Consider the following 20,553-nt stretch of genomic DNA (forward strand, 5'->3'; position numbering starts at 1 on the left):
CCAGTGTTTCACTCCTGCCGAACCAGGCCATAACAGTTCGGCAGCTTCGCAACCCTCCGCACACCCTCCGGGCGGAATCACTGCCGACCGGCATCCGCATGGACCGCGAAGGTAAGTAACCTTGCATGGGGCTGTCCAGCCACGCCGGTCCGTCCGGCCTGGGCGGTGGCACGGGAACGAGCGGGCATGGAGGGCGGCCGCACACATGACCACCGGAGTGATCCCTGGGGGACAGTCCCCGGAACCACGGCCGAAGGGCCCGCAACTGCCGGAGCAGCGGCGCGAGCTCGTCGGCCACCTGGGTCTGCACGTCGACAACCGGACGAGGAGTTCTGTGATCACCGCGCGCGCGGCCGCCAGCTTCGAGCCCCAGGGGCGATCGGTCGCGACCGCCCGGTCCTTCGTCCGCGACACCCTCCAGGGCTGGGGCTTCGGCGACATCGTCGACGACGCCGTGGTCCTCACCAGCGAGCTGGTCACCAACGCGGTCGTCCACGCGGGCACGGCCGCCGACGTGCTGTGCCTGCGCAGTGACGACGGGATCCGGATCGAGGTGTCCGACCGCTATCCGGAGCGGGAGATCCCCGTCCAGAGCTCCGCGGTCAACATGGGCAGCCCCGACCGCGAGGGCGGCCGCGGCCTGCAGCTGTGCGCGGCCCTGGCCGGCCGCTGGGGCGTGGAGTACACGCCCACGCACAAGAAGGTCTGGTTCCAACTGGACCTGCCCGAGCGTCCGGTCGGCACCCGCGCCGCCGGCCCGTCCCTGCCCGCAGACCTCCTCCCGCTCGCCGACGGCCGGGTCCGCGTGGCCGTCATCCAGATCGACCGCGACGGCTCCATCACCGCCTGGAACGAGGACGCCGATGAACTCTTCGGCTACGCCGCCGAGCAGGTCACCGGCAAGCCGCTCACCGACCTCGCGGCCTGGCCGCACACTCCCGGCATCAGCACGGGCGTCGCCGAAGCGCTCCAGCTCTCCCGCTGGGAAGGCAGCTACGGCATCCGCGGCGCCCACGGCCGCGTCATCCCCGTCTACGCCTCCCACCTCCGCGTACGCGACACGGGCGGCGAGCCCTCCACGGTCTGCCTGCTCGTCCGGAACCACGAACGAGCCGTACTGCAGACGCCGTTGCGCCCGACGGCGACCACCGACGGAGGCAGCGCCCCCGAGGGATCGGGCACCGACCCCTTCGAAGTCTTCATCGGCTCCCCCGCCCCCGACGACCTCGACGGGCTGCTGCAGCGCACGGTCGAGCGCGCCCGCGACATGCTCGACGGCGACGCCGCCTTCCTCCTCCTCGCCACCGACGACGAAACGGAGTTGGAGGTCCGCGCCTCCACCGGCCTGCCCTCCGCCCGCCAGCGCTTCGCCCGCGTCCCCGTCGAGGCCGGCCCCGGCCGCTACGGCTCGGCCCGCATGCCGGCCGTCCACGACGACCTCACCGCCGTCCCCGGCGCCGTACCCCTCCTCAACAGCACCGGCATGCGCTCGGTCGTCACGGTCCCGCTGAAGGTCGAAGGCCGCCTCACCGGCTCCCTCGGCGTCGCCGCGGAGGCACCCGGCAGATACTCCAACGAAGAGGCACTGCGCCTGCAGTTCGCCGCCGACCGCATCGCCCTGGCCGTCGAGTCGGCCCGCCTGGGCGAGCTGGAACGGCTGCGCCGCGGCTCCCTCAGCTTCCTCGTCGAGGCCTCCGACCTGCTGGCCGGCACCCTGGACCGGGACCAGACCCTCGCCCTGATGGCCCAGATGACGGTCCCCACCCTGGCCACCTGGTGCGCCGTCTACACGATCGCCGACCAGGCCTCCGAGCCCTACCTGTCCTACGTCCTGCACGAGGACGAGGAACTGATCGACGGCATCAAGTCGCTCCTGTCCAAGGTTCCGCCGCCGGACCCGGTACCCACCCCCGGCGCCCGTGTGTGGAATGCGCCCGGCGAGGCCGCCCACCAGGCAGCCCTGCGCACCTCCATGCGCAGCCTCAGCCTGGGCGACTCGCACCACCGGATCGGTACGACCATCGGACCGACGCTGGCCACGGCCTCCGCGGTCGGCGGCGAGACGGTCGTCCTGCCGCTGGTCGCCCGCAACCGCGTCATCGGCATGCTCACGCTCGGCAAGCCCTCCGACGAGCACTTCCGCCAGGAGATCCTGGAGCTGGCCGAGGACCTGAGCCGCCGCGCCGCCCTCGCCCTGGACAACGCCCGCCTGTACTCGGAGCGCACGGCCATCAGCCAGTCCCTCCAGCGCAGCCTCCTGCCGCCGGGGCTCCCCCACGTCGAGGGCGTCGAGGTCGAGGTCATCTACCGCGCGGCCGGCGAGGGCAACGAGGTCGGCGGCGACTTCTACGACCTCTTCCCGATCCGGGACGGCGCCTACGGCTTCGCCATCGGCGACGTCTGCGGTACGGGTCCGGAGGCGGCCGCGGTGACGGGCCTGGCCCGGCACGCGCTCAGGCTGCTGGCCCGCGAGGGCTTCGGCGGCCCCGCGGTACTGGAGCGCCTGAACTCCGCCATCCTCGACGAGGGCGCCCGCAGCCGCTTCCTCACGCTCCTGTACGGCGAGCTGTGGCCGCAGGAGGACGGCAGCGCCCAGCTGAAGGTCGTCTGCGCCGGCCACCCGCTGCCGCTGCGCCTGCGTCAGGACGGCACGGTCGAGCCGGCCGCCGAGCCCCAGCCGCTCCTCGGCGTCATGGAGGACCTGGAGCTGTACGAGCAGACGGTCACGCTGGATCCCGGCGACGTCCTGCTGTGCGTCACGGACGGTGTCACCGAACGCCGCGAGGGCACGCGCATGCTGGGCGACGACGGTCTCGCGGACGTCCTCACCACCTGCACGGGCCTGACGGCCGGCGCGGTGGCGGCCCGCATCATGCGCGCGGTGGAGCGCTTCGCCTCGGACGCCCCGTCCGACGACATGGCGATTCTCGCCATGCGCGTCCCGGGCCTGCACAAGTAGGGCGGTAAGGCATGCGAAAGGCCCTCGCCCGGGTGGGGCGAGGGCCTTTTTGCTGGAGCCCCCAAACGGAATCGAACCGTTGACCTTCTCCTTACCATGGAGACGCTCTGCCGACTGAGCTATAGGGGCCGGTCGCCTGTTCGGGGTTTCCCCCGCGGCAACGGAATAGATCATACCCCGAACAGAACCGTGCTCCCAACCATGATCGGGCCACCCAGCGCATTGCACGCCGAAACGATCCGCTGCATGTCCCGCCGCGTCAACGAGGCGTGCACCGGCAGCGCGAGCGTCTCCTCGGCGGCCCGCTCGGTCTCCGGCAGGGACACGCGCCGGCGGAACTCGGACAGCCGGTGCAGGGGCGTCTTGACGGGCACTCGGCAGGCAACCCCCTTGGCCTGTACGGCTCGTGCGAAGGCGTCCCGGTCCGGCCGGCCGTTCCCGGGGACGCGCACCACGTACTGCTGATAGGTGTGTCCGTCGCCCCCGTCCGGCGTCCGTACGCCCCGCAGCTTCGCGTCCAGATAGGCGGCACGCTCCCTGCGCTGCACCATCTCGTCGTACGGCGCCTCCGACTCGCCCTGCTCCAGCACCAGCAGCCCGTGCCGCCGGCCGACCTCGTGCAGCCGCTCCATGTCGGCCGGCCGGCCGAAGCGGTGTACGGCAACGACGGCCGCCGTACGGGGAGTTACGGCGGCCTCGACGGCGAACGGGTCGAGGCAGTACGTCACCGGATCTATGTCGGCGAACACCGGCGGCGCAGCCACCTGGGCCACGGCCTCGGCGACCTCCGCATTACCGAACGCCGACACGACGACCTCGTCACCGGCTCCGACGCCGGCGGCCCTGAGCAGTGCAGCAATACCCATGAGGCGGATGCTGGTTGGGCAATGTGAACGTCAAGTGACGGCAAACAAAAAAGGGTTGGACCCGGAACCGAAGTTCAGGGTCCAACCCTCTGAAAAATTGTTCGGCGGTGTCCTACTCTCCCACAGGGTCCCCCCTGCAGTACCATCGGCGCTGTGAGGCTTAGCTTCCGGGTTCGGAATGTGACCGGGCGTTTCCCTCACGCTATGACCACCGAAACCCTAATGGTTTCGAGCGAACAAGCACACTCTTCAATTGTCTGTTCTACTCAAAGCCGGCAACTGTTCGTTGCCTCAGAACTGACACAGTGGACGCGAGCAACTGGGGACAAGCCCTCGGCCTATTAGTACCGGTCACCTCCACGCCTTGCGGCGCTTCCAGATCCGGCCTATCAACCCAGTCGTCTACTGGGAGCCTTACCCCATCAAGTGGGTGGGAGTCCTCATCTCGAAGCAGGCTTCCCGCTTAGATGCTTTCAGCGGTTATCCCTCCCGAACGTAGCCAACCAGCCATGCCCTTGGCAGAACAACTGGCACACCAGAGGTTCGTCCGTCCCGGTCCTCTCGTACTAGGGACAGCCCTTCTCAAGACTCCTGCGCGCACAGCGGATAGGGACCGAACTGTCTCACGACGTTCTAAACCCAGCTCGCGTACCGCTTTAATGGGCGAACAGCCCAACCCTTGGGACCGACTCCAGCCCCAGGATGCGACGAGCCGACATCGAGGTGCCAAACCATCCCGTCGATATGGACTCTTGGGGAAGATCAGCCTGTTATCCCCGGGGTACCTTTTATCCGTTGAGCGACGGCGCTTCCACAAGCCACCGCCGGATCACTAGTCCCGACTTTCGTCCCTGCTCGACCCGTCGGTCTCACAGTCAAGCTCCCTTGTGCACTTACACTCACCACCTGATTGCCAACCAGGCTGAGGGAACCTTTGGGCGCCTCCGTTACCCTTTAGGAGGCAACCGCCCCAGTTAAACTACCCATCAGACACTGTCCCTGATCCGGATCACGGACCCAGGTTAGACATCCAGCACGACCAGACTGGTATTTCAACGACGACTCCCACCGCACTGGCGTGCGGCTTTCACAGTCTCCCAGCTATCCTACACAAGCCGAACCGAACACCAATATCAAACTGTAGTAAAGGTCCCGGGGTCTTTCCGTCCTGCTGCGCGAAACGAGCATCTTTACTCGTAGTGCAATTTCACCGGGCCTATGGTTGAGACAGTCGAGAAGTCGTTACGCCATTCGTGCAGGTCGGAACTTACCCGACAAGGAATTTCGCTACCTTAGGATGGTTATAGTTACCACCGCCGTTTACTGGCGCTTAAGTTCTCAGCCTCGCCCACCCGAAGGTGAGCTAACCGGTCCCCTTAACGTTCCAGCACCGGGCAGGCGTCAGTCCGTATACCTCGCCTTACGGCTTCGCACGGACCTGTGTTTTTAGTAAACAGTCGCTTCTCGCTGGTCTCTGCGGCCACCCCCAGCTCGGAGTGCAAGACTCGTCACCGGGCGCGGCCCCCCTTCTCCCGAAGTTACGGGGGCATTTTGCCGAGTTCCTTAACCATAGTTCACCCGAACGCCTCGGTATTCTCTACCTGACCACCTGAGTCGGTTTAGGGTACGGGCCGCCATGAAACTCGCTAGAGGCTTTTCTCGACAGCATAGGATCATCCACTTCGCCGCAATCGGCTCGGCATCGGGTCTCGGACTGCATGCCAGGCGGATTTGCCTGCCTGGCGTCCTACACCCTTACCCCGGGACAACCACCGCCCGGGCTGGACTACCTTCCTGCGTCACCCCATCACTCACCTACTGACCGCTTGGTCCGGCGGCTCCACCACTCCCCTCAACTCCGAAGAGATCAGGGCGGCTTCACGGCCTTAGCATCACGATGCTCGATGTTTGACGCTTCACAGCGGGTACCGGAATATCAACCGGTTGTCCATCGACTACGCCTGTCGGCCTCGCCTTAGGTCCCGACTTACCCTGGGCAGATCAGCTTGACCCAGGAACCCTTGGTCAATCGGCGCACACGTTTCCCACGTGTGTATCGCTACTCATGCCTGCATTCTCACTCGTCAACCGTCCACGACTACCTTCCGGTGCCGCTTCACCCGGCAGACGACGCTCCCCTACCCATCACAGCCGGCGTTGGCCGTTATGCTGCAATGACACGACTTCGGCGGTACGCTTGAGCCCCGCTACATTGTCGGCGCGGAATCACTAGACCAGTGAGCTATTACGCACTCTTTCAAGGGTGGCTGCTTCTAAGCCAACCTCCTGGTTGTCTGAGCGACTCCACATCCTTTCCCACTTAGCGTACGCTTGGGGGCCTTAGTCGATGCTCTGGGCTGTTTCCCTCTCGACCATGGAGCTTATCCCCCACGGTCTCACTGCCGCGCTCTCACTTGCCGGCATTCGGAGTTTGGCTAAGGTCAGTAACCCGGTAGGGCCCATCGCCTATCCAGTGCTCTACCTCCGGCAAGAAACACACGACGCTGCACCTAAATGCATTTCGGGGAGAACCAGCTATCACGGAGTTTGATTGGCCTTTCACCCCTAACCACAGGTCATCCCCCAGGTTTTCAACCCTGGTGGGTTCGGTCCTCCACGAAGTCTTACCTCCGCTTCAACCTGCCCATGGCTAGATCACTCCGCTTCGGGTCTTGAGCGTGCTACTCAACCGCCCTGTTCGGACTCGCTTTCGCTACGGCTACCCCACCCGGGTTAACCTCGCAACACACCGCAAACTCGCAGGCTCATTCTTCAAAAGGCACGCAGTCACGAGAACGAGGCAAGCCTCGTTCCGACGCTCCCACGGCTTGTAGGCACACGGTTTCAGGTACTATTTCACTCCCCTCCCGGGGTACTTTTCACCATTCCCTCACGGTACTATCCGCTATCGGTCACCAGGGAATATTTAGGCTTGGCGGGTGGTCCCGCCGGATTCACACGGGATTTCTCGGGCCCCGTGCTACTTGGGTGTCTCTTCGACGAGCCGCTGACGTTTCGGCTACGGGGGTCTTACCCTCTGCGCCGGACCTTTCGCATGTCCTTCGCCTACGCCAACGGTTTCTGACTCGTCCTGTTGCCGGCAGACAACAGCAAAGAGATCCCACAACCCCGCATGCGCAACCCCTGCCGGGTCTCACACGCATACGGTTTGGCCTCATCCGGTTTCGCTCGCCACTACTCCCGGAATCACGGTTGTTTTCTCTTCCTGCGGGTACTGAGATGTTTCACTTCCCCGCGTTCCCTCCGCACTGCCTATGTGTTCAGCAGCGGGTGACAGCCCATGACGACTGCCGGGTTTCCCCATTCGGAAACCCCCGGATCACAGCCTGGTTGACGGCTCCCCGGGGACTATCGCGGCCTCCCGCGTCCTTCATCGGTTCCTGGTGCCAAGGCATCCACCGTGCGCCCTTAAAAACTTGGCCACAGATGCTCGCGTCCACTGTGCAGTTCTCAAACAACGACCAGCCACCCATCACCCCCGGACAACATCCGGAGTTCACTGGGGCCGGCGGCCGAGGAAAGGTCATTCCCTCAGACACCCAACAGCGTGCCCGGCACGACCGGCCGACCAGGCCAGCGTTCCACGCCCCGAAGGGCAGTACTAGCGCCTGGTCCGTCCTGGACCGTACCGAATAATCAACGTTCCACCCATGAGCAACCAGCACCGGGCACTCGCCGGTGTACTGGCCCCCGGCCGGGCAAGCCCGGCAAGAAGTGCTCCTTAGAAAGGAGGTGATCCAGCCGCACCTTCCGGTACGGCTACCTTGTTACGACTTCGTCCCAATCGCCAGTCCCACCTTCGACGGCTCCCTCCCGCAAGGGGTTGGGCCACCGGCTTCGGGTGTTACCGACTTTCGTGACGTGACGGGCGGTGTGTACAAGGCCCGGGAACGTATTCACCGCAGCACTGCTGATCTGCGATTACTAGCAACTCCGACTTCATGGGGTCGAGTTGCAGACCCCAATCCGAACTGAGACAGGCTTTTTGAGATTCGCTCCGCCTCGCGGCATCGCAGCTCATTGTACCTGCCATTGTAGCACGTGTGCAGCCCAAGACATAAGGGGCATGATGACTTGACGTCGTCCCCACCTTCCTCCGAGTTGACCCCGGCGGTCTCCTGTGAGTCCCCAGCACCCCGAGGGGCCTGCTGGCAACACAGGACAAGGGTTGCGCTCGTTGCGGGACTTAACCCAACATCTCACGACACGAGCTGACGACAGCCATGCACCACCTGTACACCGACCACAAGGGGGACCCTGTCTCCAGGGTTTTCCGGCGTATGTCAAGCCTTGGTAAGGTTCTTCGCGTTGCGTCGAATTAAGCCACATGCTCCGCTGCTTGTGCGGGCCCCCGTCAATTCCTTTGAGTTTTAGCCTTGCGGCCGTACTCCCCAGGCGGGGAACTTAATGCGTTAGCTGCGGCACCGACGACGTGGAATGTCGCCAACACCTAGTTCCCACCGTTTACGGCGTGGACTACCAGGGTATCTAATCCTGTTCGCTCCCCACGCTTTCGCTCCTCAGCGTCAGTAATGGCCCAGAGATCCGCCTTCGCCACCGGTGTTCCTCCTGATATCTGCGCATTTCACCGCTACACCAGGAATTCCGATCTCCCCTACCACACTCTAGCCAGCCCGTATCGAATGCAGACCCGGGGTTAAGCCCCGGGCTTTCACACCCGACGTGACAAGCCGCCTACGAGCTCTTTACGCCCAATAATTCCGGACAACGCTCGCGCCCTACGTATTACCGCGGCTGCTGGCACGTAGTTAGCCGGCGCTTCTTCTGCAGGTACCGTCACTTGCGCTTCTTCCCTGCTGAAAGAGGTTTACAACCCGAAGGCCGTCATCCCTCACGCGGCGTCGCTGCATCAGGCTTGCGCCCATTGTGCAATATTCCCCACTGCTGCCTCCCGTAGGAGTCTGGGCCGTGTCTCAGTCCCAGTGTGGCCGGTCGCCCTCTCAGGCCGGCTACCCGTCGTCGCCTTGGTGAGCCGTTACCTCACCAACCAGCTGATAGGCCGCGGGCTCATCCCTCACCGCCGGAGCTTTCGACCCCCGCAGATGCCTGCGGGAGTGATATCCGGTATTAGACCCCGTTTCCAGGGCTTGTCCCGAAGTGAAGGGCAGATTGCCCACGTGTTACTCACCCGTTCGCCACTAATCCCCACCGAAGTGGTTCATCGTTCGACTTGCATGTGTTAAGCACGCCGCCAGCGTTCGTCCTGAGCCAGGATCAAACTCTCCGTGAATGTTTACCGGTAATCCGGTCGACACCACGAGAGCGGTGCGAGAGGAGGAATGATCCCCTCGCACACAGCGTCCTCGCTGTGTTTCTTCAAAGGAACCACGACCATCGGAGTGTTCCGACGGACGGGGTATCAACATATCTGGCGTTGATTTTTGGCACGCTGTTGAGTTCTCAAGGAACGGTCGCTTCCTTCGTACTCACCCTCGCGGGCTTTCCTCCGGGCGCTTCCCTTCGGTGTTTCCGACTCTATCAGACCTTTCCGATCCGATTTCCTCGGTGCTTTCCAGGTTCACGCTCTCGCGCTTTCCTTTCCGGCGGCCCCGACTTTATCAGAGATTCTGAGCCGGATTTCCACTCCCTCCGGGAGTGTCCCTCGGAGCGCGTGAAGCGTCCGGGTTCCCGTCCGGGCGGAGCCGTAAACGTACTGGAGCGGGGCGCCCCGATGCAAATCGAGGCGCCCCGCTGCCGTTCGAGTGTCAGACCTCCACGACGACCGGGAGGATCATCGGCCGGCGCCGGTAGGTGTCCGAGACCCATTTGCCCAGCGTGCGGCGGATGAGCTGCTGCAGCTGGTGGGCGTCCGCGATGCCCTCCTGGGCGGAGCGCTCCAACACTTCCGAGATCTTCGGGATGACCCCGGCGAAGGCGGAGTCCTCGATGCCGGAGCCGCGGGCCTGGATGTACGGTCCGCCGGTGATCTTGCCGGTGGTGGAGTCGACGACCACGAAGACCGAGATGATGCCCTCGTCGCCGAGGATCTTGCGGTCCTTCAGCGCCGGCTCGCCGACGTCGCCGACCGAGAGGCCGTCGACGTAGACGTATCCGGCCTGGACCTTGCCGGAGATCTTGGCCTTGCCCTCGACGAGGTCGACGGTGACGCCGTCCTCGGCGATGACGATGCGGTCGTGCGGCACTCCGGTGAGGGCGCCCAGCTCGGCGTTGGCGCGCAGGTGGCGCCATTCGCCGTGGACCGGCATCAGGTTCCTCGGGCGGCAGATGTTGTAGAAGTACAGCAGCTCGCCGGCCGAGGCGTGGCCCGAGACATGGACCTTGGCGTTGCCCTTGTGGACGACGTTGGCGCCCCAGCGGGTCAGGCCGTTGATGACGCGGTAGACCGCGTTCTCGTTGCCGGGGATCAGCGACGACGCGAGGATCACGGTGTCGCCCTCGACGATGCGGATCTGGTGGTCGCGGTTGGCCATCCGTGAGAGGGCCGCCATGGGCTCGCCCTGCGAGCCGGTGCAGACGAGGACCACTTCGTGGTCGGGCAGGTCGTCGAGCGTCTTGACGTCGACCACGAGACCCGCCGGGACCTTCAGATAGCCCAGGTCCCGGGCGATGCCCATGTTGCGGACCATGGAGCGGCCGACGAAGGCGACCCGGCGGCCGTACTCGTGGGCGGCGTCCAGGATCTGCTGGATGCGGTGGACGTGGCTGGCGAAGCTGGCGACGATGATCCGCTTGCTGGCACCGGCGAAGACCTGGCGCAGGACGTTGGAGATCCCCCGCTCGGGCGGGACGAAGCCCGGCACCTCGGCGTTGGTGGAGTCCGCGAGGAGAAGGTCGATGCCTTCCTCGCTCAGCCGCGCGAACGCGTGCAGGTCGGTCAGGCGGTTGTCCAGCGGCAGCTGGTCCATCTTGAAGTCGCCGGTGTGCACGGCCATGCCGGCCGGGGTGCGGATGGCGACGGCCAGGGCGTCCGGAATGGAGTGGTTGACCGCGACGAACTCGCAGTCGAAGGGGCCGATGTGCTCCCGCTGTCCTTCCGCGACCTCGAGGGTGTACGGACGGATGCGGTGCTCCTGGAGCTTGGCCTCGAGGAGGGCGAGGGTGAGCTTGGAGCCGATCAGCGGAATGTCCGGCTTCTCGCGCAGGAGGTAGGGGACACCGCCGATGTGGTCCTCGTGGCCGTGGGTGAGAACGATGCCCTCGACGTCGTCGAGGCGGTCACGGATGGACGAGAAGTCCGGCAGGATCAGGTCGATTCCGGGCTGCTCCTCCTCGGGGAAGAGCACTCCGCAGTCAACGATCAGCAGGCGGCCGCCGTACTCGAAGACCGTCATGTTGCGGCCGATCTCGCCCAGGCCGCCGAGCGGGGTGACGCGCAGGCCGCCTTCGGCGAGCGGCGGGGGCGGGCCGAGTTCAGGATGCGGATGACTCAAAAGACTCTCCTCACCACACGCGCCACGTACCGGTGGGCACGTGGCGCGCGTGACGTTCGTGCAGAAGCAGTTGTCGTTGTGGGGTGCGGGCACCGGTGCCCCGCGTATTCAGTTGTGAGGTCTTCGGTGGATCTTCGCCGGAGGGGGTGGGGCGAAGTCCCGTTGTCAGAGCTGTACCCCGCCGGCGGCAAGATCGATCTTGAGCTGCTCGGTCTCCTCGGGCGTGAGCTCGACCATGGGGAGTCGCAGCGGCCCGCCGGGCAGGCCCAGGAGGGCGAGCGCGGCCTTGGTGGTCATGACGCCCTGGGTGCGGAACATGCCGGTGTAGACCGGGAGCAGCTTCTGGTGGATCTCGGTGGCCTTCTGGACGTCGCCGGCCGTGTACGCCTCGACGAGGGCGCGCAGGTCCGGGGTGACGACGTGGCCGACGACGGAGACGAAGCCGACGGCACCCACGGAGAGCAGGGGCAGGTTGAGCATGTCGTCGCCGGAGTACCAGGCGAGGCCGGAGCGGGCGATGGCCCAGCCGGCGCGGCCGAGGTCGCCCTTGGCGTCCTTGTTGGCGACGATCCGCGGATGCTCGGCGAGGCGGACGATCGTCTCGGTGTTGATCGGGACGCCGCTGCGGCCGGGGATGTCGTAGAGCATGACGGGCAGGCCGGTCGCGTCGGCGATGGCCTTGAAGTGCCGGTACAGGCCCTCCTGCGGGGGCTTGTTGTAGTACGGCGTGACGGTCAGCAGGCCGTGCGCGCCGGCCTGCTCGGCGGCGCGGGCGAGCTCGATGCTGTGGTGGGTGTCGTTGGTGCCGACGCCGGCCACGATGTGCGCGCGGTCTCCGACCGCTTCCAGGACCGCGCGGACCAGGTCCGTTTTCTCCGCATCGCTGGTGGTGGGGGACTCGCCGGTGGTGCCGTTGACGATCAGGCCGTCGTTGCCTGCGTCCACCAGGTGAGCGGCGAGCCGCTGCGCGCCGTCGAGGTCGAGTGCGCCGTCCGCCGTGAAGGGCGTGACCATGGCGGTGAGGACCCGCCCGAAGGGGGTCTGCGGAGTCGAGGTCGGAGCCATGGGTTACACGCTACTCGTTGCTCAGTGCGGAGACTGCCCTAGGGGCTGCGACCGCTCGTGACAAGGTGGAGCCCGGCACTGCCTGCTCGGGGGTTCAGGCAGTGCCGGGTCCGTTTGATCAGGCTAGATGAACTTCTCCAAAGGCCGCAATACGGACACTTCGCGAGACTGATCCGTACACCTGTACCTGGGCAAACGGGCGGTGGTCGGCTACGGCGCGACCCGGCCGTTGGCGTTGAAGGCGGCGTAGGTCAGCGGCATGAGCTTCGCCCACTCGGCCTCCATCTTCTCGCCGACCATCTCGATCTCCCGCTGCGGGAAGGAGGGCACCTTGGCCAGCTCGTGCTGGGTGCGCAGGCCGAGGAAGTGCATCAGCGAGCGGGCGTTGCAGGTGGCGTACATCGAGGAGTACAGGCCCACGGGGAGCACCGCGCGGGCGACCTCGCGGGCCACGCCGGCGGCGAGCATCTCCTGGTAGGCCTCGTAGGCCTGGCGGTAGGAGTCCTCCATGGCCCGGCCGACCAGCTCCTGCTGGGCCCGCGTGCCCTCGACGAACCGGTACTTGCCCGGCCGCCCCTCCTGCACGAGCTTGCGGGACTCGTCGGGGACGTAGAAGACCGGCTGGAGCTCCCGGTAGCGCCCGCTCTCCTCGTTGTACGACCATCCGACCCGGTGCCTCATGAACTCGCGGAAGACGAAGATCGGGGCACTGATGAAGAACGTCATCGAGTTGTGCTCGAAGGGGCTGCCGTGACGGTCCCGCATCAGGAAGTTGATCAGGCCCTTGGAGCGCTCGGGGTCCTTGCCCAGCTCGTCCAGGGACTGCTCGCCGATGGTCGAGACGCGGGCCGCGAACAGCACGTCGGCGTCCGACGCGGTGTGCTTGACCAGCTCGACGGTGACGTCGCTGCGGAAGCCGGGCTTCAGGTCGTCGGCGGGGGTGTCGGTCACGGCTCGGAGGGTCCCTTCCTTCACGTCTCTGGGGCGGCGCCCACTCTACGGGCCGCCTCTGACATCGGGGCGTTCGGTGCCGGGACGCGACATCTTCGGTGAAGAACTGCGATTTCGGGGGAACCGGGCACCTTTTGGGACACTCGGTCGTCTGTATGGGTGAGACACCCCAGTTCGACCCCCGAAAGGAGCCGTGCCCTCGATGCCGCGTCGGCGCGAGCCCGTCCCGTTCGCCTTTGTCGCCGAAACCGACAGGTTCCGCAGCAATGTCGCTCCCCCGTCCCCCGAGCCCGCGTCCGCCGGCCGAATAGCCGGGCGCTGTCTGCTGGGCCTGACGATCGTCGCCGCGCTGGCGGGCTCCCTGATCCTGGGGATGCCCGCGTTGACGATCAGCCACTCCCCCACCGAGACGCAGCAGTCCCAGGTGTCCCACGGGCGCTGAGCCCTCCCTTGGCACCCCACAGGTGGTGGGCATGAACACGTACGGATAGCCTCACCGCACAGCTCTTGCGTGGATTGAGTGAGGACCAGCCGTGCCCCTGCCCTTCCTGACGGCCGACCGCGCGTTCGACGCAGCGGACGATGTCGCGCTGCCGTTCGACGACCGCGAGCGCTGGCGGCGCCCCTACCGGCCCGGGCCGTGCCGGGTGGGGGCGGCCGCCCTCCTGCTGCTGTTCGCCTCGTTCGTGCTGTTCGCGGGAGTCGTGACCGCGCTCACCGCCACGCTGTCCTCCGCCGGTGTCTGTTTCGGCCTCGCCCTGGCCGTGATCGCCGGCGCGCTGCGGCTGCTGCGGATGGGCGTGTGGGTCAGCCCGCGCGGGCTGCGCCACGTGGGCTTCCTCGTCACCCGTACGACGTCCTGGGCACAGGTGGCGGGGGTACGGACCGTGCAGCAGCCGGTGCGCTGGCTGGGCCTGCCGCGCACGGTGCAGGGGCAGGCGCTGGTGCTCAACCGCAGGGGCCGTGGGTCGCGGGACCTGCCGCCGCTGCTGACCACCCACAACGCCGACTTCCTGGGCCGTCTGGCGGCGTTCGACCGGGCTGCGGACTCGGTGGAGGCCTGGGCGGAGGAGAACAGGAGCCGCTGAGGCCCGGCCCACCGGCATGCACGGGGCGCCCCGGATGTCAGGCGGCCCCGATCGGCCGCTTGCCGTCGTGCAGGGCGATCGCCCGCTGCATCGCCTTGCGGGCGCGCGGGGTGTCGCGGGCGTCGTGGTAGGCGATGGCGAGGCGGAACCAGGTGCGCCAGTCGTCGGGGGCCTCCTCCGTCTCGGCCTTGCGCCGGGCGAAGACCTCGTCGGCCGAGTCACGGTCGACGCGCCCGCTCGGCATGCGCTTCAACTCGTCGACGGGCAGGCCCCCTTCGGCGTCGAGTTCGGCGGCGAGCCGGTTGGCGTCGCGGACGAACCGGGTGTTCTTCCACAGGAACCACAGGCCGATCACCGGCAGGATCAGTACGGCGATCCCGAAGGCGACGGTCACGGGCGTGCCGGACTGGATGAGCAGGACGCCGCGGCTGCCGACCAGGACGAAGTAGAAGACCAGGACGGCGGCCGTGACGAGGTAGGTGATCTTCGCGCGCATGAGGGGCTCGGGCTTCGGTTTCGCTCAGGTGCTCAGTTGAGGTCGAGGAAGTGCTCCAGGCCGAAGGTCAGGCCCGGAGTGGTCACCACGCGGCGCACGCCGAGCAGGATGCCCGGCATGAAGCTGCTGTGGTGGAGCGAGTCGTGGCGGATGGTGAGCGTCTCGCCCTCGCCGCCCAGCAGGACCTCCTGGTGGGCGAGCAGTCCGCGCAGGCGCACGGCGTGGACCGGTACGCCGTCGACGTCGGCGCCGCGGGCGCCGTCCAGGGCGGTGACGGTGGCGTCCGGCGCGGGAGCCGAGCCGGCCTTGGCGCGGGCCTCGGCGATGAGCTGGGCGGTGCGGGTGGCGGTGCCGGAGGGGGCGTCGGCCTTGTTCGGGTGGTGCAGTTCGACGACCTCGACGGACTCGAAGTACGGCGCGGCGATCTGCGCGAACTTCATGGTGAGCACGGCGCCGATGGAGAAGTTCGGGGCGATGAGCACGCCGGTCTCCGGGGACTGGGCGAGCCAGCCCTTCAGCTGCGCGAGGCGCTCGCCGGTCCAGCCGGTGGTGCCGACGACGGCGTGGATGCCGTGCCGTACGCAGAAGTCGAGGTTGCCCATGACCGAGGCGGGGGTGGTCAGTTCGACCACCACCTGGGCGCCGGTCTCGGCGAGGGTTTCCAGCTTGTCGCCCCGGCCGAGGGCGGCGACCAGTTCCATGTCCTCGGCGGCCTCGACCGCCCGTACCGCCTCGGACCCGATCCGGCCCCGGGCACCGAGGACCGCCACGCGCAGCTTGTTCATCTCTTGCTTCCTTACCACCGACAGACGGACAGGGGGGTAGGGCCGATGACCGACCTTAGGCGACCGCGTCGTGCAGGCGCGCGGCCTGCTTGTCCTTGAGCGGGCCGATGACCGACAACGACGGGCGCTGTCCCAGGATGTCCCGGGCGACCTCGCGGACCTCGTCCGGCGTGACCGCTGCCATCCGGGCCAGCATGTCGTCGACGGAGATCTGCTCGCCCCAGCACAGTTCACTCTTGCCGATACGGTTCATCAGCGCACCCGTGTCCTCCAGGCCGAGGACGGTGGAGCCCTGGAGCTGGCCGATGGCGCGGCCGATCTCGTCGTCGGTCAGACCGTTGTCGGCGACGTGGTCGAGTTCGTCGCGGCAGATCCGCAGTACGTCGTGCACCTGACTCGGGCGGCAGCCGGCGTAGACGCCGAACAGGCCGCAGTCGGCGAAGCCGGAGGTGTAGGAGTACACGCTGTAGGCCAGGCCGCGCTTCTCCCGGACCTCCTGGAACAGGCGGGAGGACATGCCGCCGCCCAGGGCGGTGTTCAGCACGCCGAGGGCCCAGCGGCGGTCGTCGGTGCGGGCGAGGCCCGGCATGCCGAGGACGACGTGGGCCTGCTCCGTCCTGCGGTTCTGCAGCTCGACCCGGCCGGCGGTGCGCAGGTCGCGGCGGCCGTCGCGCGGGGCGATGGGGGCGGCCTGGCCGTTCTTGAAGGCTCCGGCCTTCTCGAAGGCGGCGCGGACCTGGCGTACGACCTTGGCGTGGTCGATGTTGCCGGCGCAGGCGACGACCAGGTGGGTGGGGTCGTAGTGCTTCTTGTAGAAGCGGCGGATGCGGTCGGCGGTGAGGGCGTTGACGGTGTCGACGGTACCGAGGACCGGGCGGCCGAGGGGATTGTCGCCGAACATGGTGTGCGCGAACAGGTCGTGCACGCAGTCGCCGGGGTCGTCCTCGGTCATGGCGATCTCTTCGAGGATCGCGCCACGCTCGATGTCGACGTCCTCCTCGAGGATCAGCGAGCCGGTGAGCATGTCGCAGACGACGTCGATGGCGAGCGGCAGGTCGGTGTCGAGCACGCGCGCGTAATAGCACGTGTACTCCTTCGCCGTGAACGCGTTCATCTCGCCGCCGACGGCGTCGATGGCGGCGGAGATGTCCAGCGCGGACCGGCGGGAGGTGCCCTTGAAGAGCAGGTGCTCCAGGTAGTGGGTGGCGCCGTTCAGCGTCGGGGTCTCGTCACGGGAGCCGACGTGCGCCCAGATGCCGAAGGTGGCGGAGCGCACGGAGGGCAGGGTCTCGGTGACGATGCGCAGGCCGCCGGGGAGGGTGGTCTTGCGGACCGTACCGATGCCGTTCTCGCCCTTGATGAGGGTTTGGGTACGGGCGACGGCCCGCACCTCCGGGGAGGTGCGGGCCGTCGCCTTGAAGCCACGGGACGTCACTTGTCGGCGTCGTCCTTCTGCTCTTCGTTGCCGTCGCCTTCCTCGCCCTCGATCACGGGGACGAGGGAGAGCTTGCCGCGGGAGTCGATCTCGGCGATCTCGACCTGGACCTTCTGGCCCACGCCGAGCACGTCCTCGACGTTCTCCACGCGCTTGCCGCCGGCCAGCTTGCGGATCTGCGAGATGTGCAGCAGACCGTCCTTGCCGGGGAGCAGGGAGACGAACGCGCCGAAGGTGGTCGTCTTCACGACCGTACCGAGGTAGCGCTCGCCGACCTCGGGCATCGTCGGGTTGGCGATGCCGTTGATCGTGGCGCGGGCGGCCTCGGCGGACGGGCCGTCGGCGGCGCCGATGTAGATCGTGCCGTCGTCCTCGATGGTGATCTCGGCGCCCGTGTCCTCCTGGATCTGGTTGATCATCTTGCCCTTGGGGCCGATGACCTCGCCGATCTTGTCGACCGGGATCTTCACGGTGATGATCCGCGGCGCGTTCGGGGACATCTCGTCCGGCCTGTCGATCGCTTCCATCATCACGTCGAGGATGTGGAGGCGGGCGTCACGGGCCTGCTTCAGGGCCGCGGCCAGCACGGAGGCCGGGATGCCGTCCAGCTTGGTGTCGAGCTGGAGGGCGGTGACGAACTCCTTGGTACCGGCGACCTTGAAGTCCATGTCGCCGAAGGCGTCCTCGGCGCCGAGGATGTCGGTCAGCGTCACGTAGTGCGTCTCACCGTCGATCTCCTGGGAGATCAGGCCCATCGCGATACCGGCGACCGGGGCCTTCAGCGGCACACCGGCGTTCAGCAGCGACATGGTGGAGGCGCAGACCGAGCCCATCGAGGTCGAACCGTTGGACCCGAGGGCCTCGGAGACCTGACGGATCGCGTAGGGGAACTCCTCGCGTGCGGGCAGCACCGGCACGAGCGCGCGCTCGGCGAGGGCGCCGTGGCCGATCTCGCGGCGCTTGGGGGAGCCGACGCGGCCGGTCTCACCGGTGGAGTACGGCGGGAAGTTGTAGTTGTGCATGTAGCGCTTGCGGGTCACCGGGGAGAGGGTGTCCAGCTGCTGCTCCATGCGGAGCATGTTCAGGGTGGTGACGCCCAGGATCTGGGTCTCGCCACGCTCGAACAGCGCGGAGCCGTGCACCCGCGGGATGGCCTCGACCTCGGCGGCCAGGGTGCGGATGTCGGTGACACCGCGGCCGTCGATGCGCTTCTTCTCCTTGATGACGCGCTCGCGGACCAGGGTCTTGGTCAGGGAGCGGTACGCGGCGGAGATCTCCTTCTCGCGGCCCTCGAACTCGGGCAGCAACTTCTCCGCGGCCAGACCCTTGACGCGGTCCAGCTCCGCCTCGCGCTCCTGCTTGCCGGCGATGGTGAGCGCCTGGGCGAGCTCGGGGCGGACGGCCGCGGTCAGCGCCTCCAGGACGTCGTCCTGGTAGTCGAGGAAGATCGGGAACTCGCCGGTCGGCTTGGCGGCCTTGGCGGCGAGGTCCGACTGGGCGCGGCACAGCACCTTGATGAAGGGCTTCGCGGCCTCGAGACCGGCGGCGACGACATCCTCGGTGGGGGCCTCGGCGCCGTCCTCGACCAGCTTGACGGTCTTCTCGGTGGCCTCGGCCTCGACCATCATGATCGCGACGTCGCCGTCCTCCAGGGCGCGGCCGGCGACCACCATGTCGAAGACGGCGTCCTCGAGTTCGGTGTGCGTCGGGAACGCGACCCACTGGCCGCGGATCAGCGCGACGCGGACGCCGCCGATCGGGCCGGAGAAGGGCAGGCCGGCCAGCTGCGTGGACGCGGACGCGGCGTTGATCGCCACGACGTCGTACAGGTGGTCGGGGTTGAGCGCCATGACGGTGCAGACGACCTGGATCTCGTTGCGCAGGCCCTTCTTGAAGGACGGGCGCAGCGGGCGGTCGATCAGGCGGCAGGTGAGGATCGCGTCCTCGGACGGCCGACCCTCACGGCGGAAGAAGGAACCGGGGATCTTCCCGGCCGCGTACATGCGCTCCTCGACATCCACCGTGAGCGGGAAGAAGTCGAGCTGGTCCTTGGGCTGCTTGGAGGCGGTGGTGGCCGACAGCACCATGGTGTCGTCGTCCAGATACGCCACGGCGGAACCGGCGGCCTGCCTGGCCAGGCGGCCCGTCTCGAAGCGGATGGTACGGGTGCCGAAGGAGCCGTTGTCGATCACGGCTTCGGCGTAGTGGGTCTCGTTCTCCACTAGCGTTTTCTCCTCGTCCTCGTCCCTCTCGCCCGTGTGGCGGGGGACGGTGGCGGAGAAGCGCTCCGTCTGGTGCGGGCCGGTCTTCGATCGAAGCACCCGGGATCTTTCCCCCGGGGGCCACTACCGAGGACCGGCGGCGGCGAGGCGCGCTTCTCCTCGTTCGTCGGGCGTGATGACGCCGTACCCTCCACGGGCAGGCTGTATCACGCCGCGTCATACGTTTTCGCGTTGTGCGTTCTGCTACCACACTACAAAGCGGCAGTGACAGTCCGCACGTTTCCCTACCTACGGCGAAGGGAGCGGCCCCTGTCCTACGGGAACCGCTCCCTTCACGGCGTCTTACTTGGCGCCCGCCGCACCACGGCGGATGCCGAGGCGGTCGACCAGCGCACGGAAGCGCTGGATGTCCTTCTTGGCGAGGTACTGCAGCAGGCGACGGCGCTGACCGACCAGGATCAGCAGACCACGGCGGGAGTGGTGGTCGTGCTTGTGGGTCTTGAGGTGCTCGGTCAGGTCGGAGATCCGACGGGAGAGCATAGCGACCTGGACCTCGGGGGAACCGGTGTCACCCTCCTTGGTACCGAACTCGGCGATGATCTGCTTCTTCGTGGCGGCGTCGAGCGACACGGGTACTCCTCATGGTCTGTGGGTTGCCACCGAGTGCCCCCGGTCTTCTTCTCGGGGGGACTTCCGTTACTCGGGAGGCGGGGATCCGCTGGGCGCGGCCTCCAGGGCCTGCAGGGTCACCTGCGGATGGCGTCCGGGGGTGCGTACACAAACGGCCGCCAGCCAGGATACCAGGCCGGGACGGGCCCCTTTGCCGCGGTCCGGCAAGGGCTCCTGGTGGGGACGGGCCGACCACTAGGGTGAGCGCCGACACCGTATGCACACGTCTGGAAGGGGTCGCCGCGCATGGCGGAGACGGAAGCGGAGATCAAGGCACGCAAGGAGCGGGAGCGCGACGAGCTGTACGCCCTCGACATCTCGGGTGCGGAGTGGCACTGCGCCCCGGGCACGGAGGAGCACGAGGAGCGCGTCGAGATCGCCTACCTTCCCGACGGCGCCGTGGCCATGCGCTCCTCCCTCGACCCGGACACGGTGCTCCGCTACACGGAGGCGGAGTGGCGGGCGTTCGTACTGGGCGCCCGGGACGGGGAGTTCGATCTGGAGCCGGCGCCGCGCGACGGGGGGCCTGTGGAGGAGTGAGGGGCGCGCGGATGTGACAGGGGGCGGCACGCGCGCGTGCCGCC

13 protein-coding genes, 1 tRNA gene and 3 rRNA genes are annotated in these 20,553 nt (G+C 67.2%); 4 read left to right on the top strand and 13 right to left on the bottom strand.

What is annotated here, in order from left to right; all coding sequences use genetic code 11:
• The first annotated feature begins 205 nt into the window (after positions 1–205).
• Positions 206–2,959, top strand: coding sequence for a SpoIIE family protein phosphatase (locus tag ACX25U_RS09665; protein ID WP_454390601.1), 2,754 nt, complete (start codon positions 206–208; stop codon positions 2,957–2,959).
• A gap of 53 nt (positions 2,960–3,012) precedes the next feature.
• On the opposite strand, the gene ACX25U_RS09670 is transcribed toward ACX25U_RS09665, so the two are convergent.
• The 8 genes from ACX25U_RS09670 to thyX all read right to left on the bottom strand — a co-directional run bounded on the left by ACX25U_RS09670 (position 3,013) and on the right by thyX (position 13,274).
• A tRNA-Thr gene (locus ACX25U_RS09670) sits at positions 3,013–3,088 on the bottom strand.
• 41 nt (positions 3,089–3,129) lie between these two features.
• On the bottom strand, positions 3,130–3,810 hold the full coding sequence (locus tag ACX25U_RS09675) for a DegT/DnrJ/EryC1/StrS family aminotransferase (RefSeq protein WP_454394182.1): 681 nt from the start codon (positions 3,808–3,810) through the stop codon (positions 3,130–3,132).
• 114 nt (positions 3,811–3,924) lie between these two features.
• Positions 3,925–4,041, bottom strand: a 5S ribosomal RNA gene (rrf, locus tag ACX25U_RS09680).
• A 105-nt stretch (positions 4,042–4,146) separates the two neighbouring features.
• Positions 4,147–7,268, bottom strand: a 23S ribosomal RNA gene (locus ACX25U_RS09685).
• 303 nt (positions 7,269–7,571) lie between these two features.
• A 16S ribosomal RNA gene (locus ACX25U_RS09690) occupies positions 7,572–9,097 on the bottom strand.
• Together the 16S, 23S and 5S rRNA genes form the textbook arrangement of a ribosomal RNA operon.
• A 475-nt stretch (positions 9,098–9,572) precedes the next feature.
• Positions 9,573–11,258, bottom strand: a complete 1,686-nt coding sequence (locus ACX25U_RS09695) for a ribonuclease J (protein WP_454390603.1) — start codon at positions 11,256–11,258, stop codon at positions 9,573–9,575.
• A gap of 165 nt (positions 11,259–11,423) precedes the next feature.
• The gene (dapA, locus tag ACX25U_RS09700) at positions 11,424–12,323 is read right to left on the bottom strand and encodes a 4-hydroxy-tetrahydrodipicolinate synthase (protein WP_454390605.1); all 900 of its coding nucleotides are present in this window, start codon (positions 12,321–12,323) and stop codon (positions 11,424–11,426) included.
• A 210-nt stretch (positions 12,324–12,533) separates the two neighbouring features.
• Positions 12,534–13,274, bottom strand: coding sequence for an FAD-dependent thymidylate synthase (gene thyX, locus ACX25U_RS09705; RefSeq protein ID WP_454390607.1), 741 nt, complete (start codon positions 13,272–13,274; stop codon positions 12,534–12,536).
• Positions 13,275–13,476: 202 nt separating this feature from the next.
• Here thyX and ACX25U_RS09710 point away from each other — a divergent pair, with 202 nt between their 5' ends.
• Complete coding sequence (locus ACX25U_RS09710; protein WP_454390609.1) at positions 13,477–13,716, top strand: hypothetical protein; 240 nt, start codon at positions 13,477–13,479, stop codon at positions 13,714–13,716.
• Positions 13,717–13,807: 91 nt separating this feature from the next.
• On the top strand, positions 13,808–14,362 hold the full coding sequence (locus tag ACX25U_RS09715; protein WP_454390611.1) for a hypothetical protein: 555 nt from the start codon (positions 13,808–13,810) through the stop codon (positions 14,360–14,362).
• A 37-nt stretch (positions 14,363–14,399) separates the two neighbouring features.
• Here ACX25U_RS09715 and ACX25U_RS09720 read toward each other — a convergent pair whose 3' ends face one another.
• The 5 genes from ACX25U_RS09720 to rpsO form a co-directional block, all read right to left on the bottom strand.
• Positions 14,400–14,858 (bottom strand): hypothetical protein, encoded by a 459-nt coding sequence (locus ACX25U_RS09720; protein WP_454390613.1) that lies wholly within the window; start codon positions 14,856–14,858, stop codon positions 14,400–14,402.
• Positions 14,859–14,890: 32 nt separating this feature from the next.
• Complete coding sequence (gene dapB, locus ACX25U_RS09725) at positions 14,891–15,643, bottom strand: 4-hydroxy-tetrahydrodipicolinate reductase (protein WP_454390615.1); 753 nt, start codon at positions 15,641–15,643, stop codon at positions 14,891–14,893.
• A gap of 55 nt (positions 15,644–15,698) precedes the next feature.
• Positions 15,699–17,078: a M16 family metallopeptidase gene (locus tag ACX25U_RS09730; protein WP_454390617.1), complete on the bottom strand. Its 1,380-nt coding sequence runs from the start codon at positions 17,076–17,078 to the stop codon at positions 15,699–15,701.
• Positions 17,075–19,300 carry a polyribonucleotide nucleotidyltransferase gene (locus ACX25U_RS09735; protein WP_454394184.1) on the bottom strand — a complete coding sequence of 742 codons (2,226 nt, stop codon included), beginning with the start codon at positions 19,298–19,300 and terminating at the stop codon, positions 17,075–17,077. Before ACX25U_RS09735 ends, ACX25U_RS09730 begins: the two co-directional genes overlap by 4 nt.
• Positions 19,301–19,642: 342 nt before the next feature.
• Positions 19,643–19,930, bottom strand: coding sequence for a 30S ribosomal protein S15 (rpsO, locus tag ACX25U_RS09740; RefSeq protein ID WP_073949078.1), 288 nt, complete (start codon positions 19,928–19,930; stop codon positions 19,643–19,645).
• Between the two features lie 285 nt (positions 19,931–20,215).
• On the opposite strand from rpsO, the gene ACX25U_RS09745 reads away from it, so the two are divergent.
• On the top strand, positions 20,216–20,509 hold the full coding sequence (locus tag ACX25U_RS09745) for a DUF397 domain-containing protein (RefSeq protein WP_454390619.1): 294 nt from the start codon (positions 20,216–20,218) through the stop codon (positions 20,507–20,509).
• Positions 20,510–20,553 lie beyond the last annotated feature (44 nt).

It is taken from the genome of Streptomyces sp. JNUCC 63 (genome assembly GCF_054366325.1).